Annotated in this window: 13 protein-coding genes; 5 read left to right on the top strand and 8 right to left on the bottom strand. The window is 45.9% G+C overall.

Annotated elements, in window-relative coordinates:
* The first annotated feature begins 262 nt into the window (after nucleotides 1–262).
* From DYD54_RS05230 to DYD54_RS05220, 3 genes are read left to right on the top strand one after another with little or no spacing between them, the layout of a single operon-like run.
* Nucleotides 263–1,000, top strand: coding sequence for a cell envelope integrity TolA family protein (locus tag DYD54_RS05230; RefSeq protein WP_063514030.1), 738 nt, complete (start codon nucleotides 263–265; stop codon nucleotides 998–1,000).
* A gap of 11 nt (nucleotides 1,001–1,011) precedes the next feature.
* Nucleotides 1,012–2,292 carry a TolB family protein gene (locus DYD54_RS05225; RefSeq protein ID WP_063514029.1) on the top strand — a complete coding sequence of 427 codons (1,281 nt, stop codon included), beginning with the start codon at nucleotides 1,012–1,014 and terminating at the stop codon, nucleotides 2,290–2,292.
* On the top strand, nucleotides 2,277–2,567 hold the full coding sequence (locus tag DYD54_RS05220) for a hypothetical protein (protein ID WP_063514028.1): 291 nt from the start codon (nucleotides 2,277–2,279) through the stop codon (nucleotides 2,565–2,567). The genes DYD54_RS05225 and DYD54_RS05220 overlap by 16 nt, the downstream gene beginning before the upstream one ends.
* Before the next feature lie 101 nt (nucleotides 2,568–2,668).
* Here DYD54_RS05220 and pgeF read toward each other — a convergent pair whose 3' ends face one another.
* The gene (gene pgeF / locus DYD54_RS05215) at nucleotides 2,669–3,490 is read right to left on the bottom strand and encodes a peptidoglycan editing factor PgeF (RefSeq protein WP_063514027.1); all 822 of its coding nucleotides are present in this window, start codon (nucleotides 3,488–3,490) and stop codon (nucleotides 2,669–2,671) included.
* Nucleotide 3,491: 1 nt separating this feature from the next.
* Nucleotides 3,492–4,523 carry an RluA family pseudouridine synthase gene (locus DYD54_RS05210; protein WP_063514026.1) on the bottom strand — a complete coding sequence of 344 codons (1,032 nt, stop codon included), beginning with the start codon at nucleotides 4,521–4,523 and terminating at the stop codon, nucleotides 3,492–3,494.
* A 196-nt stretch (nucleotides 4,524–4,719) separates the two neighbouring features.
* Between DYD54_RS05210 and DYD54_RS05205 the strand changes: the two genes are divergently transcribed.
* Together DYD54_RS05205 and DYD54_RS05200 are read left to right on the top strand one after the other, a co-directional pair.
* Entirely contained in the window at nucleotides 4,720–5,796 is a 1,077-nt protein-coding gene (locus DYD54_RS05205) for an outer membrane protein assembly factor BamD (RefSeq protein WP_063514025.1), read from the top strand.
* 97 nt (nucleotides 5,797–5,893) lie between these two features.
* Nucleotides 5,894–7,984: a DNA primase gene (locus tag DYD54_RS05200; RefSeq protein ID WP_063514024.1), complete on the top strand. Its 2,091-nt coding sequence runs from the start codon at nucleotides 5,894–5,896 to the stop codon at nucleotides 7,982–7,984.
* Nucleotides 7,985–8,039: 55 nt separating this feature from the next.
* Here DYD54_RS05200 and DYD54_RS05195 read toward each other — a convergent pair whose 3' ends face one another.
* The 6 genes from DYD54_RS05195 to gyrA form a co-directional block, all read right to left on the bottom strand.
* A complete protein-coding gene (locus DYD54_RS05195) occupies nucleotides 8,040–8,237 on the bottom strand; it encodes a hypothetical protein (RefSeq protein WP_036362522.1) in 198 nt (65 codons plus the stop codon).
* Nucleotides 8,238–8,247: 10 nt separating this feature from the next.
* On the bottom strand, nucleotides 8,248–8,916 hold the full coding sequence (locus tag DYD54_RS05190) for a glutathione S-transferase (protein WP_063514023.1): 669 nt from the start codon (nucleotides 8,914–8,916) through the stop codon (nucleotides 8,248–8,250).
* Nucleotides 8,917–9,052: 136 nt separating this feature from the next.
* Nucleotides 9,053–9,547, bottom strand: coding sequence for a flavin reductase (locus tag DYD54_RS05185; protein ID WP_063514022.1), 495 nt, complete (start codon nucleotides 9,545–9,547; stop codon nucleotides 9,053–9,055).
* Between the two features lie 80 nt (nucleotides 9,548–9,627).
* Nucleotides 9,628–10,662, bottom strand: coding sequence for a methionine synthase (locus DYD54_RS05180; protein ID WP_063514021.1), 1,035 nt, complete (start codon nucleotides 10,660–10,662; stop codon nucleotides 9,628–9,630).
* 83 nt (nucleotides 10,663–10,745) lie between these two features.
* Nucleotides 10,746–11,723, bottom strand: a complete 978-nt coding sequence (locus DYD54_RS05175; RefSeq protein ID WP_063514020.1) for a DUF1852 domain-containing protein — start codon at nucleotides 11,721–11,723, stop codon at nucleotides 10,746–10,748.
* Between the two features lie 567 nt (nucleotides 11,724–12,290).
* The gene (gene gyrA, locus DYD54_RS05170) at nucleotides 12,291–14,984 is read right to left on the bottom strand and encodes a DNA gyrase subunit A (protein WP_063514019.1); all 2,694 of its coding nucleotides are present in this window, start codon (nucleotides 14,982–14,984) and stop codon (nucleotides 12,291–12,293) included.
* Nucleotides 14,985–14,988 lie beyond the last annotated feature (4 nt).

Raw genomic sequence — 14,988 nt, 5'->3', positions numbered from 1 at the left:
TAGCTTCTGTTTAGATTATATAATATTGATGTTTGACTCATTTATCATTGACCGAGATGTTGATTTATAATATTTCAAAGCTGCCCATATCAACATACAAATCAATTGACAGGCAACCTTTATCAGATTTGGTAATATTGTAATGGACTTTTGGCAAGGGCGCAATTTTGTTCTTAGTGAATGCAGTCAATAATATCCACAAATAGGCAAGCACCCAAAACTATGATAAAATGATCCAAGTTTTAGCCCATCTATGAGCCCCATGAGTAGCGCCGCTTCCGATCAACAGTCAGTCAATATTCAGCCTGCAAGACTCACAAAATCCACCATTTTAATTGTCATCTTAGTGACGATATTGGTGCATTTGCTTGCAATCTTGGCGATGCTGTCGGTAAAGCCTGTCCAGCCGCCTAAGGTCAATGTTCTAGAAGCTCAAATTCTATCCCAAGCAGATACCAAGCGCATTCGTTCGGTAAGTAGCACAGTCGTTCAAAAAACCATTCATCATAATGTAGGCGACCAAGCAGAATTTCAACCGATATTCAGATCAAGCACACCCATCAAGCCGACATGGCAACCCATCCGAGACATTCAGCAGCCAAGCCACCCGCCTGTATATGAGTATGAACACATCGAGCATCCGCCCATTGATGAAGCCATAATGACTTATGATACACAAGGATCGGCATCCATCGATACACCAACTGTCCAAGAAAGCACTACGCAGAAGACCACGCCCAGCGCCGACCTAAAACAAGCCGCAAGTGCTGCCACAGCGCGCATCATCATGGCATGGGAAAGATATAATGACACAGGCGGTAAGAAAATCATGGTCACGATACAGCTTGATAATGCAGGTAATGTCACGGGCGTTCGTGTTGGCAATGGCGATCAGGAGCTTGCCTCGAGTGCTACGGCGGCCATCTATGACAGCTCACCAATTAGCGAGATGGCAGGACTTAAAAATTCTCTGACCATTGAATTCAACAGCACTCAATAATAGGATATTATATGCACACAAAATTCATCTCACGATCACTAAGCTCGATATCCCTATCAGTAGCTTTAGCCATGTCAGTCACACCAGCTGCACATGCTGAAGATCTGGTACTACAAGTCACAAAGGCAGGCACCACAAACCCAAATCAAGTGGCAATCGTGCCATTTCTGGGCAATCAAACCCTAAGCGACTTGACATTAACACATCTTAATAACACCAAATTAAAAAGCAGCGACAACAACCTACCCAACCACCCGCAGAACGCCGAAGATGTCATCAATAACATTCATGCGTGGCGCAACACCGGATATCGATATGTGGTTATCGGTAGCAGTCATACCGTCCTAGGCGATAAGACTGCAACCAATTTTGAGATTCTCGATCTGAGCGCCCCCAAGCTCATCGGCGCGCGTCAAACACACATCTCTGGTAGCAGCAGTCAAGAACTACAAGCCGCCGCGGTAGCCATCAGTAATAAGATCTATGCTGCCATCACAGGTACGACGAATGACTTAGTTGGTAAGATTGCTTATGTCGAAGAGACCAGCAAGGCCAATCAAAAAACCTCTACGCTTAAAGTCATGGATGTCGCCACGCAGAACGTTAAGAACATCCAAAATGTCAATGGATCCATATTAACACCCGCATTCTCACCAGATGGCACTAAGCTTGCCTACACCATACTGCGCCAAGATGAACTACCGCTTATCTATATTCAAGAGTTAAACAGCGATCAAAAAACTCTCGTCACGCCATTTAAGGGCAGTAATCTCTCGCCAGCCTTTTCAGCAGATGGCAACGCTCTGCTATTCTCAGGCAGCCATGATAACAACAACCCGAATATTTATCGACTTGACTTGCTTGCCAATCGACTCAGCACCATCACTCAGCTAGACGGTGCCGAGAATTCACCATCGTATCTGCCTAACGGTCAAATCATCTTCACCGCTGATAATGGCACTCGCAGCCAAAGCATCTACCGCCTAAATAACAACACCCCAATTCGCATCACTGCAGGCAGCAGCCCTAGAATCAGCCATGATGGCACACGCCTAGCCTACACTCAAGGCAGCAATCTGATCGTTGCAAATGTTAACGGCACCAACCCAAAAACCATCGCAAAAATCGGCACCGAAGGCATGGCAAGCTTCTCACCTAATGGCACAAGCATCGTCTATAGTGCTCATATAGGCAACGACAGCAAGCTCATCATCAAGCAGCTAAATACAGGGCGTGAAATCATCTTGCCCACCACAGGCATCATCAAAGATCCAACATGGTCAGCACGATGATGTCTAAGCGCATTTTAACTTTATCATTGACAGGCATTGTGACACTATCGGGCTGCCAGCACATTCAGGTGGCCAGAAGTCCTCTACCCATCACATTGACACCGAACGCTGACCAAAAGGCTGCACTTAATGCCAACACACCTACCAAAACAGACAGCCCCATCATACTCACCCCAACCAACTCCCCCATAAAGAACAAATCCGCCACCAAGAAGGTCGCGGATTCACAAGGGTTCTATCTGTTAGAAAGTTGGCTGTTAGAAAGTTGGTTTTAGACATCTAGAGCCAAACGATTGCTCTTAGGTGTCGATGTTTGGATTGTCAGTATCGGTGTATAAATTGACATCGCTCTGTTGTTATAATATCAATACACTAATCATAACTTGACAACGATAGTCGCCATACGGCCAGCTGCGCTCTTTTTGGCGTGTGTTTGCGCACGATAAGAATAAAACCTTGGGTCTGTATAAGTACACAGCGATGATTCATTCACGACCTGCACGCCGAGATTTTCTAGTTGTAATCTGGTTAATTTATCTAGATTTATCAGGCATTTATCATTATCTTGACTGTCTGCAATGATAGCTTGATACAGCTCATCGCCATCCATACCCACCAAATCACTGGCACACACCAAATTAACAATCTTATCAGCCAGCTCTCTGGTGATCTCATAAGCAGACTGACTGATATGCGCACCGATGACCGCATGATGGCTGGCAGATGTATTCGATGCACGCATTTTTGATAAGGTCTTGGCAATGATGCTATTGGTAAGTCCCTGCCAACCTGCATGGATGCATGCAACACTCGCATCAGCATTCGCATCAGCATTCGCATCATCAAAGATCGCCACAGGCACACAGTCGGCCGTCATGATGGCAAGCGCTTGCCCTCTGCACTTCGTTATGAGCGCATCTGCCGTATGTGCATTCATAGATGACGACCGATCAATATCCACAACGTTGTCACTATGCACCTGATTAAGCCAATGAATGACATCCACCTGACCAAGCTCGCTTAGCATTTTTAGTAATTTTGCGCGGTTTTGTAGGGCGTTGATAGGGCTATCGCCAACGTGCAATCCCACATTGAATTGCCCATATAGGTCACATCCAAATTTATCAAAATCACCCGTCGTCGTCTGAGCAACTAATACGCGCGGCGTGCGATGTAGAATCATTAATTTATCATCCATCTTAATCCTCACTAAGCAGGTCAATCAGTGCCTGCATGTCATCAGGTAGCGGCGCATGAAATGCCATCTGCTCGCCTGTTACTGGGTGAATGAAGCCTAATTTATAGGCGTGCAAAGCCTGACGGTTGAAAGATTTTAACGCTTCTAGATGGATCTTATCTAGACCAGACTTGATGGGCGCACCGTACACAGGATCGCCCACCAGCGCAAATCCCAAATGCGACAGATGCACACGAATCTGATGCGTACGCCCTGTCTCAAGGCGTACATCGAGCAGACTATAACGTTCGTGGATAGGCATGGCTTTCATGATATGAGTTACGGCATTTCTACCACCATCACGCACCGCCATCTTGGTGCGCTGAGTCGGATGGCGTGCGATGGGCAGATCAATCACCGAATGCCTCAAGATGTCGCTAGGCACGCCTTGACAGATGCACCGATAATGGCGATACACGCTTTTGTCTTTTAGTTGCTCGGTTAGATTCATCTGTGCTGCCTTAGTTCGCGCCACAACCAAGAGCCCCGTTGTCTCTTTATCGATGCGATGCACCAATCCTGCACGTGGTAGATGTGCGCTATCAGGATAATGATAAAGCAGTGCATTCACCAAGGTACCTGTCCGATTGCCTGCCCCTGGATGCACCACCATGCCCGCTGGCTTATTAATAACCACAACGTCATCATCTTCATAGATGATATTGATGTCAATATTCTCCGGCAGATCTTCGGAATGATCCTCGATGACAGCACACAGACGAATCTCATCGTTTAACTTCACGCGATATTTTGGTTTTTGGGCTGCGCCATTAACCGTAAGCGCACCATCTTCGATAAATCCCTGTAGCTGCACTCGAGAGAAATCCTCAAACACCATCGATGCTAATTTATCAAGGCGAAAGCCCACTTCATCATCCGTGACCTGATGGGTGAGATTTACGGTATTTTTGGCAGAGGTGTTTAATTCTTCATCAAATTCGCCATCAATGTGACTGTCAGGCATTATGTCTTGTTCGGTGCTGTGCGTTGTCATTTTGTTACTTTTGATACTGCTTTATAAATAAGAAGATAAAATGGCTTATCACTTTATCACATTTGCGCTTTTTTTTCTTGTCATAATCATCAAAAAATACAATAAGTCTTTTTTTGGTTTAAAATTGTGGTAAACTAACGAACGTTTATTTTTATTAAAAAGTTTGCATTTGCATTAAGCATCATACGAGGACGATATGAAGACATCATTACAACTAAAAGTCATCACGGCTGTCATCGCAGGCAGTGTTGCCCTAACTGGCTGTAATACCCTAAAAGGCATAACTGGCAAAAAAGAAGAAGTTATTAGCACCGCCGAAAAACCAGAAAGCGGCTACTATACCGATGCTCAAAATGCACTTGCCAAACAGCGTTACCGCGAGGCGATCACCGCATTAACAAATGTACGAACATTCTACCCAACCGGTCAATATTCTCAAGACGCCCTGCTTGATCTGATCTATGCTCAGTACCAAGCTAATGATTTTGAAGCGGTCACTCAAAGCACCGCAGAATTTATCCGCGCGTATCCAACCAGTCGCCACCTTGATTACGTACTGTATGTACAAGGCGTTACCAACATGGGCGGCTCACCTAAGGCATCACGCCTATTCAACCTAGATCAATCACAGCGTGATACCTCTTGGTTGCGTCTGGCATTCAATGATTTCCAGACATTGGTTAATAACTTCCCTAACAGCCAATACGCACCAGATGCAGCGCAGCGCATGACGGCGATTTATAACGACTTTGCTGAGCATGAGATGACAGCAGCACGTTGGTACATTAAGCGTGACGCGTATCTGGCTGCTGCCAACCGCGCCAAATGGGTATTCCAATACTACCCACAATCAACTGCTATCCCTGAGGCAGTTGCTGTGTTGGCGTATAGCTATGATAAGCTAGGCATGACCGATACCGCCAATCAATACAAAACCCTACTACAAATCAACTACCCGCAATACCTAGCCAACAACGGCGAAGTTCGCCTACCAAACCAAGGCGCGACATCTTGGGGTAAGCGCACATTATCGATGTTAAGCTTTGGTAAGTTCGGTCGTAGTAAGGATAAGTTTGAGCCAGCTTCTAGCAACTATGCAGGCGAGACGCGCGAACAGATCATCCGCCAAAGTCGCAACCTATCACTGCCTGTCACCACTCAGCAGCAGCAAGAAGAAGTAACACCAACCCAAGAGGCGCGTCGTCCACGCATCGGGTTGGGCCTACCAGCTCAAGAAGCTGAAGCGGGTCACACCAATGAGGTGCCACGTTAATATTTGTCACAGATAGACAAATACTTCTTGCAATCTAACCCAAAATCCCATAAATTAAACATTTATGGGATTATCGTCTTTTTATTAGTAGCCAATCATGCCTCGCGTTCCTGAATCCGTTATTGAACAGCTAAACAGTCAAGCCGATCTGGTCAGCATGATTCGTCGCCACACGATACTAAAGCCTGCTGGTCGCGAATTTAAGGGATGCTGCCCGTTTCATGGTGAAAAAACTCCCTCTTTTTATGTCGATCCTGAGAAGAATGTTTATCACTGTTTTGGCTGTGGCGCAAAAGGCAATGCGATTACCTTTCTAAGAGAATTAGAACGGATGAGTTTTGGCGAGGCGTTAAAAGCCCTGTCTGAGCAAACAGGCATTGAGCTGCCCAAAGACGACGCCTTTGAAAAATCCATCAAATACAAAAAAACCAACACTCAAAAACCCCACACCACAAAACCAAGAACCCCAAAGGCAAAGCAAGCAGAACAGTCTGCACCGTCTCAAAACATCACGTCTAACACCAATACTGTTGATTTTAATCAGCAGCACCCAGAACAATCTGCAATCGTACGCGAAGATGTGTTTTATGATGATGTGTATGGCGATCATTATGAGGATTACCCATCGCCACAACCTGAAGTCACCAATGAGCAAGGCGATCTATATACACTGCTGCGTCATATTTGTGAATTTTATAAATACCATCTAAAAAATAACCCGTCAGCACTGGCATATTTTAGTTCGCGCGGTCTTGGTTCGCAGACGATTGACACTTTTGAATTGGGTTATGCGCCATCAGGTTGGCAACATCTTGAAGAGGCTTTCCCGCAGGACATCGAGGGGCTAAAGCTACTAGGCTTGGTGCGCACTTCTCAGAAGGGTCGCGACTTTGATCTGTTGCGTGACCGTGTAATTTTCCCTATCAAGGACAAGCAAGGCCGCGTGGTTGGTTTTGCCGGTCGCGCACTTGGTGATGAGATGCCAAAATACATCAATTCGTCAGAATCCCCCGTATTCGCCAAGCAGCATATCCTGTACGGCCTGTATGAATCGCGGCAGGCGCGTGCCAATGACTATCTGATGGTAGAAGGCTACATGGATGTCATCGCGCTGTATCAAGCAGGCATCTACGGCGCGGTCGCACCGATGGGTACTGCTGCGAATGAAGGACAAATCGCCAATCTGCTAAAATACAATGACACGCTCACACTGTGCTTCGATGGCGATGGCGCAGGACAGCGTGCCGCCTGGCGAACTCTGGAAGTTGCTGCCCCCGTACTGCCCGATGGCAAACAGCTAAAATTCCTAACCCTACCCAACAACCATGACCCTGATACTTATATCAAAGCGCATGGCGCAGATGCGATGCGAGCGCAAATTGAAGGTGCGCTCAGTACATCAGAATACGTGTTTGACGTGTTAAGCTCACGCTATGATGTTCACCTGCCTGAGAATAAGGCGGCAGCCATGGCAAACCTAAAAGAGCTCACCGCAAAATTCCCCAAAGGCTCTAGTTTTAAATGGTGGCTAAATAACGACATCTATCGCCGTCTGGGTGCAAAAGATGAGCGTGGTCAGCGTTATATCATCGATAAGGCCAATTACGAAGCAAGTGTCAATCGCAATATTTTATTGTACTTATGCCTTCTGTACGCACCGCATTTATTGGAGCATGATTTATTGGGCGATATTTTGACCGATTCGGGCGTGGTGGATGTGCATGTGGATTTCGTAGATAAGCTTGAAGCACATAATTTGCATCTGCCTGCATTGCCAACTTGGCAGTCGATCGGTGATGCTGCGCTATTTGAGCTAACTCAGACCATCATTCGCATAATTCAACTCGGCAAAGATGGCGTAATCACTCCACTAATTCAGACCAACGATCGGCATACCATCGATGAGCAAGCGCATTTTATCATGGCAAGCCTACCAAATCATGCCTTACAAGACGTCTTGGTCAGTCATTGGCGAGAGTTCTTCTTGCAGGTTGATGGGCACGAACCTCAGAATATTTCATTATTCTTCAATGAACTACTAAGCCAAGTTCTACAAGATCATTTCAAAAAACAACAAGAACAAAGCAAGCACATCATCTTATCAGAGATTCATAAGCGGCGCCTACACGCACTCAGACAATGGGACAGCAACCAAAAAAGCCTGCTCTCCAAATCCCTAAATTCATAACAGTAGCCCAATCAGATGGCTATTAAAGATGGCTAATCTACCACGCCATCATGCATCACTTCTGATGCTCACTCATATGACATAACACCGCACTGCCATGCTCTGTCAGTTCGCCACCGATCGCTTGACAAGCGTTAATCTGACGTGACTTATGGGCATACATGCCTGCCACAAAGCTAATAGCACAAAGCGCCGCAACCAATATCTTAATGCCAATATTATTCATGATTTCTGGTTTATTAGGCTGATTCATCACCACTCCATTATTCAAAAACTTTACCACCCTGCTCCACCGCTTGCTTATGAGCAGCGCGATTTTCACAGCGAACAAGCCACGCCTTTAAATTATCCCAACTGCCAAGTTCGCCACGGCTTTGTAATGCCTTGACCGCAAAATACGCCTGTACGTCCGCTCCTGTAAAGTCATTTGCTATCCAGTCTTTATCCGATAGATGAGCATTTAATAACCCAAAACTTTGGGCGACATTATCATTAATCACCAAACTCTCCACCTTATCGGCAATCTTTTTGGCAATCGGACGCACCAATAAGGGCGATTTGGTGGCGACTTTTGACATAATTAGTCGCATAACAAGCGGTGGCATCATGGAGCTTTCAGCAAAATGTAACCAAAACGCATAATCTTCCCACGTCTCATCGGTGGGCGATAATTTGCCGTCCGTATCATAGTATCGTAGCAGATATTCAATAATAAAGCCCGACTCAGCAAGCGTCCGCCCACGATTTTCATCTACCAAAATCGGAGCTTTGCCCATGGGGTGAATGTCGGTTAGCTCTTTTGGAGCAAGGTGGCTTTTGGTACGGTTGTGTTTGATGACTTTAAAGGGCGTGCCGTATAAGGTGTTTAGTTCACACAATAGCCACAAAATACGAAACGAGCGAGATTGATTGAGATGGTGAAGGACAAGCATGGGATTTCCTGTTGCGGGGATTGGATTATTATAATACCGATTATTAGAAAATGTTAGCTTTTGCGATAAATTTATCAGCTCACCAAAACAAAAAAGCACAACTCACGTCATGCTTTATGCTTTTCGCCCAGTCATCTTATGCCAATGTCGTGCCGTCATCGGTTTTATGATAATTACGGTTAAAATAAGTCAACGCCCCATCACTGTCGCCTTGACGAATGGCGATAATCTCACAAATGAACACCCCATGCGTGCCAACTTCTTTAATCTCGGTAATCTTGCAATCAAAGCCAATCAAGGCATCAGTTAGCATTGGCGAACCTGTGGTTAGTGCGTCCCAAGTGCCGTGTTCAAAACGTTCATCAGAATTTAGCGGTGATGCGAACGTATTAGATAAGTGCGACTGTTCGGCGGTCAAGGTATTGACCATAAGCACGCCATTTTTGACAAAATTGTCATAAAATCCGATGTTTGTATTCATACACACAAGCAAAGTCGGGGGCGTGTCGGTCACGCTACATACTGCCGATGCCGTAAAACCATGTCGCCCTGCCACACCGTTTGTCGTTATCACATGAACAGCGGTGGTGAGTTTTGCCATTGCGTCTTTAAAATCTGTTACTGATACCATTGTTATTTTCTTAAATTATTTTATAAATATAAATGTTGGATTTTCATACAGAAAACCCAACATTCATTCGATTTGGCTGATTATTTACCTGCCAACTCGTTACGGATAATTTTCGCCCCTTCGCTAAGAGCGTGCAACTTACCACGAGCAACCGTACGAGATAGTGGAGCCATACCGCAGTTGGTGCTTGGGTAGAGTTTATCCGCATCCACAAATTGCAAGGCTTTACGCAAAGTATCCGCCACTTGCTCAGGTGTTTCAACCTCATTGGTCGCCACGTCAATCGCCCCAACCATGACCGTTTTGCCACGAATCAGCTCAATCAAATCCATTGGCACACGAGAATTTTGGCATTCTAGTGAGATGATGTCAATTTTGGATTGTTGCAGTTTTGGGAAACTCTCTTCGTATTGTCGCCATTCGTTGCCAAGCGTTTGCTTCCAATCGGTATTCGCCTTAATGCCATAGCCGTAGCAGATATGTACCGCTGTTTGGCATTTTAGCCCAGAGGTGGCACGCTCCAAAGTTGCCACGCCCCAATCGTTTAGCTCATCAAAAAACACATTAAACGCAGGCTCATCAAACTGAATAATATCCACGCCTGCCGCTTCTAGCTCTTTTGCTTCTTCATTTAGGATTTTGGCAAATTCCCACGCCAATTTTTCACGGCTCTTGTAATGCCCGTCATACAAGGTATCAATCATCGTCATCGGGCCAGGCAGAGCCCATTTGATGAGCTTGTCGGTATGCTGACGCAAAAATTTGGCATCGTCCACAAACACCGATTTTGGGCGAGACACATCGCCTACCACGCTAGGCACACTAGCATCGTAGCGGTTACGAATGCGGACGGTTTCACGCTTGTTAAAATCTACGCCGTCCAAATGCTCAATAAACGTGGTTACAAAGTGCTGACGAGTCTGCTCACCATCGCTAACGATATCAATGCCTGCACGGGTCTGCTCGGCAAGCGATACAAGTAGTGCGTCTTGCTTGGCTTGGCGTAGCTCATCGCCTTCAAATTTCCATTCTGACCACAGTTTTTCGGGTTCGGCAAGCCAAGATGGTTTTGGCAAACTGCCTGCGGTGGAAGTGGGAAGTAAAATTTTGCTCATTGTGTTTTCCTAAATTAAAATTCACATTATACCAAAAAATTCAAATCAACCGACAATTAAATCGGTTGATTGAAATTCATCTTTTATTTTTCGGCAAGCCAAGCATCCAAAATCTCTTTATACGGCTTGATAAATTGCTCTTCGGCAAGTTTGCCTTGTTTTACCGCCAAATCGTTACGCTCCACACGGTCATAATCCACTTTCGGCACGGCATAGTCTTCATAAGTTAGACTACCCTTGTACACCTGTCCTGCAACCGAGTTGGCACTATAAATCTCTGGGCGATAGATACGCTGGAACGCTTCCATGGTCGCAATGGTGCTGATGAGCTCTAAGTTGGTGTAATCGTTCAACAAATCAGCATTTTCATCAAAATAAAACGCATACGGAGCAACCGATTTTGGTGGCATAAAGTAACGCACTTTTAAGCCCATTTTGGCAAAATATTCATCGGTTAATGAATAGTCGTTTTGCACATATTCCACGCCCAAAATCGGGTGCGTATTGGTCGTTCTGTGGTAGGTGCGAGTGGTTGCAACGCTTAGGCACAGTACGGGCGGTTTTTTGGATTGGGCTTTGTACTCTTCGGACGCAACCATGAATTTGAACAATTTGCCATGCAAATCGCCATAGCCTTCTGGCACACTAAATTCAGGCTTGTCCTTGTTGTACTCACGAAGTAGCACGCTAAAATCATAATCACGGACAAACGATGAAAAGCTGTTGCCGATGATGCCGTCAATGGTTTTGCCTGTTTTGTGGTCAACGACGGACGTTTTTAACCATTCTAATCCTGAGAAAAATTCGCCCTTGCCTGCCACGTCAATGTCAATAGACACAATGTCAATCAGCACCGAATAGCGGTCGTTGGTTGGGTTGTCCCAAGTCGCCAAATCATTAAAACGGTTGTTAATCATTCTAATGGCGTTTTGTAGGTTTTGTTTGCGGTTTTCGCCACGAGCTAGGTTAGCAAAGTTGGTGGTCAAACGAGTGCTACTGGCAGGCTCATAGTTTTCATCAAAACGCTGGGTATGCACTCGGCATTGAAATTGTGCGGTCATTTTTTCACCTTGCGGGGTTGTTTTTGGAATGTGTATATTAAACCACATTTTTGTGATAAAGAAAAATGATATATTTTTAAAAAAAGTTGAAAAAAATTCAGGTTGTAATTATATTCAAACTCAGATCAAAAAACCCAATAATTTTATTTAAATGATGGATTGAAGTTTTATCATCGCTAATTTCAAAATCTAAACTTTAAATAAAAAGTGATAAATACCCGCCAAATACACAACAACCTTCAAGGCAAACCAATAAAACCACTCCAACTTGCTATCATCAGATTTTAATTTATTACCAAAAGACCAAAAATCCTTACCCCGAATATAATTCCAAATATCAATAAAAACCATCAAAGAGATAAACAAGAATAAAAAGAATTCATAAAAATCAAAATAATATTTTTTTGTCTCGTTCTATGGATACAATAATACTGATAAAAATTGGGATTATAAGACAAATCTTATCTAAATTCAGGTTTATCCCTTTTAATATTTAAGATGAGAACAATCAACCTCAATCCATAAGTTGAACTAACAAAAAAGGCGGACATCAATCCGCCTTTTTTATCATTCACTGTCTTGGCTCGTTTCTATCATCTCGCCATGTTCGCTGTCGCTATCATCATCGCTTGGCTCTTCATGCTCCACACAGGCAAGCCCCACCAGCGTTTCGCTCTCGCCAATGCGAATGAGCTTGACCCCTTGGGCGTTACGTCCTGCGGTTGCGATTTGGGCGACAGGTGTGCGGACAAGCGTGCCTTTATCGGAGATTAAAATCACATCCTCGTCGCCTGTTACCGCCACCGCTTTGACAAGCTGGCCGTTACGCTCTGATGTCTTAATGGCAATCACGCCTTGACCGCCACGCCCTTTGGTCGGATAGTCGTCAATCGGAGTGCGTTTGCCGTAGCCGTTTTCGCACGCTGTCAAAATCTCGCCTGCCTGTGGGGCAACCACGAGCGACACCACGCGACTGACCGACACCACGCTGTCATTATCACTATCATCGGTATCGTCATCGATCGGCTCATCATCGTCCACGCCGAGACTGGCTAAGAGATTGACACGGATACCACGCACACCCTTGGCAGTACGTCCCATGGCACGAATGGCGGATTCTTTAAAGCGAATGGCTTTGCCTTCGTTGGAGAACAGCATAATCTGTTGCTCACCGTCAGTAATCGCCACGCCAATCAAGGTATCGCCATCCACAAGGTCAATGGCTCTTAGTCCGTTGGCACGCAAATTGGTAAATTGCGACAACGCCACACGCTTGACCGTACCGCTTGCCGTGGCAAAAAACACAAATTTACCGTCATCGGCTAGGCTCTCCACAGGCAAAATGGCGGTTACGCTCTCGCTGGGGTCAATGTTGATAAGATTGACAAGCGGTCTACCCTTTGAGCCACGAGAGGCAATCGGCACTTCAAAGCCACGCAAGCCAAACACTCGCCCTGTATTGGTAAAGCACAAAATATGAGCGTGCGTACTGGTAACTAATAAATGCTCAATCACGTCATCTTCTTTCATGGCGGTTGCTGATTTGCCTTTTCCGCCACGTTTTTGGGCTTGGTAGTCGCTTACGGCTTGGGTTTTGGCATAGCCTGTATGCGACACGGTCATGACCACCGTCTGCTCTGGGATTAAGTCTTCGCGGCTAAAATCGGCTCGTGCGTCCACAATATCGGTCTTACGCTCATCGCCAAAATCATCACGGATTTGGATAAGCTCCGCCTTAATCACGCCCATGAGCTTGTCAAAATCCGCCAAAATCATCTGTAAGCGTGCAATCTCGCCCAAAATCTCTTGGTATTCTTTGGACAATTTGTCCTGCTCCAAACCTGTCAAGCGGTGGAGTTGCATATCCAAAATGGCGTTTACTTGGTCGGGTGATAGGCGGTATTCTTTGTCGTCATTGATAAGCCCAAACGGTGCGTTTAAGTCCTCGCCCTCGATGATGTCGGGGCGGATAGACGTTGCCCCTGCATTTTTTAGCATGGCAACCACATTGCCCGCCTGCCAGATACGCCCAAGCAGATTCTCACGAGCCTCGGCACGGTTGGCGGACTTTTTAATGGTCTCAATGATGTCATCAATGTTGGCAAGAGCAATGGTCAAGCCCTCTAACAAATGTCCACGAGCTTTGGCTTTATTCAGCTCAAAGATGGTACGGCGTGTAACGACTTCTTGGCGATGACGGATAAAGCTGGCAATCAAGTCATGCAAGGTCATAAGGCGTGGCTGTCCGTTGTCAAGAGCAACCATGTTAATGCTAAAACTGGACTCTAAGGGTGTTTGCAAAAATAGATTGTTTACCACAACTTCGGCATTTTCGCCACGTCTTAGGTCAATGGCAATCCGCATACCCTCTTTGTCAGACTCATCACGCACGCCTGTGATACCGTCTAATTTTTTGTCATTGACAAGTTGGGCGATTTGCTCAATGAGTTTGGCTTTATTGACTTGATAAGGAATCTCAGTAAAGACAATGCGTTCACGGTCTTTGCTTGCCCCTTCCATATTTTCAATGACATAACGCCCACGAATGTGCAGTCGCCCCTTACCTGTGCGATAAGCGTCAAAAATGCCACTTCGCCCATAGATGATACCACCTGTGGGAAAATCAGGTCCGCTGATGTGGCTTGCCAGCTCATCGCCATCAATCTGTGGGTTATCAGCATAGGCAAGACAAGCGTTCACAACTTCAGTTAGGTTGTGCGGTGCCATGTTGGTCGCCATGCCGACTGCAATACCCGTTGCTCCATTGACAAGCAGGTTTGGCACACGGGCAGGTAGCACAGACGGCATTTTCTCGGAGCCGTCATAGTTGTCCTCCCAGTCCACCGTGTCTTTGTCAAGGTCGGCAAGCATTTGGTGCGTGAGTTTTTGCATACGCACTTCGGTATAACGCATGGCGGCAGGTGGGTCGCCGTCCACCGAACCGAAGTTACCCTGTCCGTCCACCATCATATACCGCATAGAAAACGGCTGGGCAAGACGCACAATGGCATCATAGACGGCAGTGTCGCCGTGGGGGTGATATTTACCGATAACATCGCCCACGACACGGGCAGATTTTTTGTAGGGTTTGTTATAATCGTTGGACAGCTCGTGCATGGCGTACATCACACGGCGGTGAACAGGCTTTAAGCCGTCTCGCACATCAGGCAAGGCACGAGAGACGATGACGCTCATCGCATAGTCAAGGTAGGACTGCTTTAATTCATCAACAATCCCAACGGGGGTTACGCTATCGGTCATAAAG

Source organism: Moraxella ovis, from assembly GCF_900453105.1.
In the GTDB taxonomy this organism is placed as follows: Bacteria; Pseudomonadota; Gammaproteobacteria; order Pseudomonadales; family Moraxellaceae; genus Moraxella; species Moraxella ovis.
The sequence above is the reverse complement of the archived record's forward strand: the minus strand, read 5'-3'. Positions and strand labels throughout refer to the sequence as shown.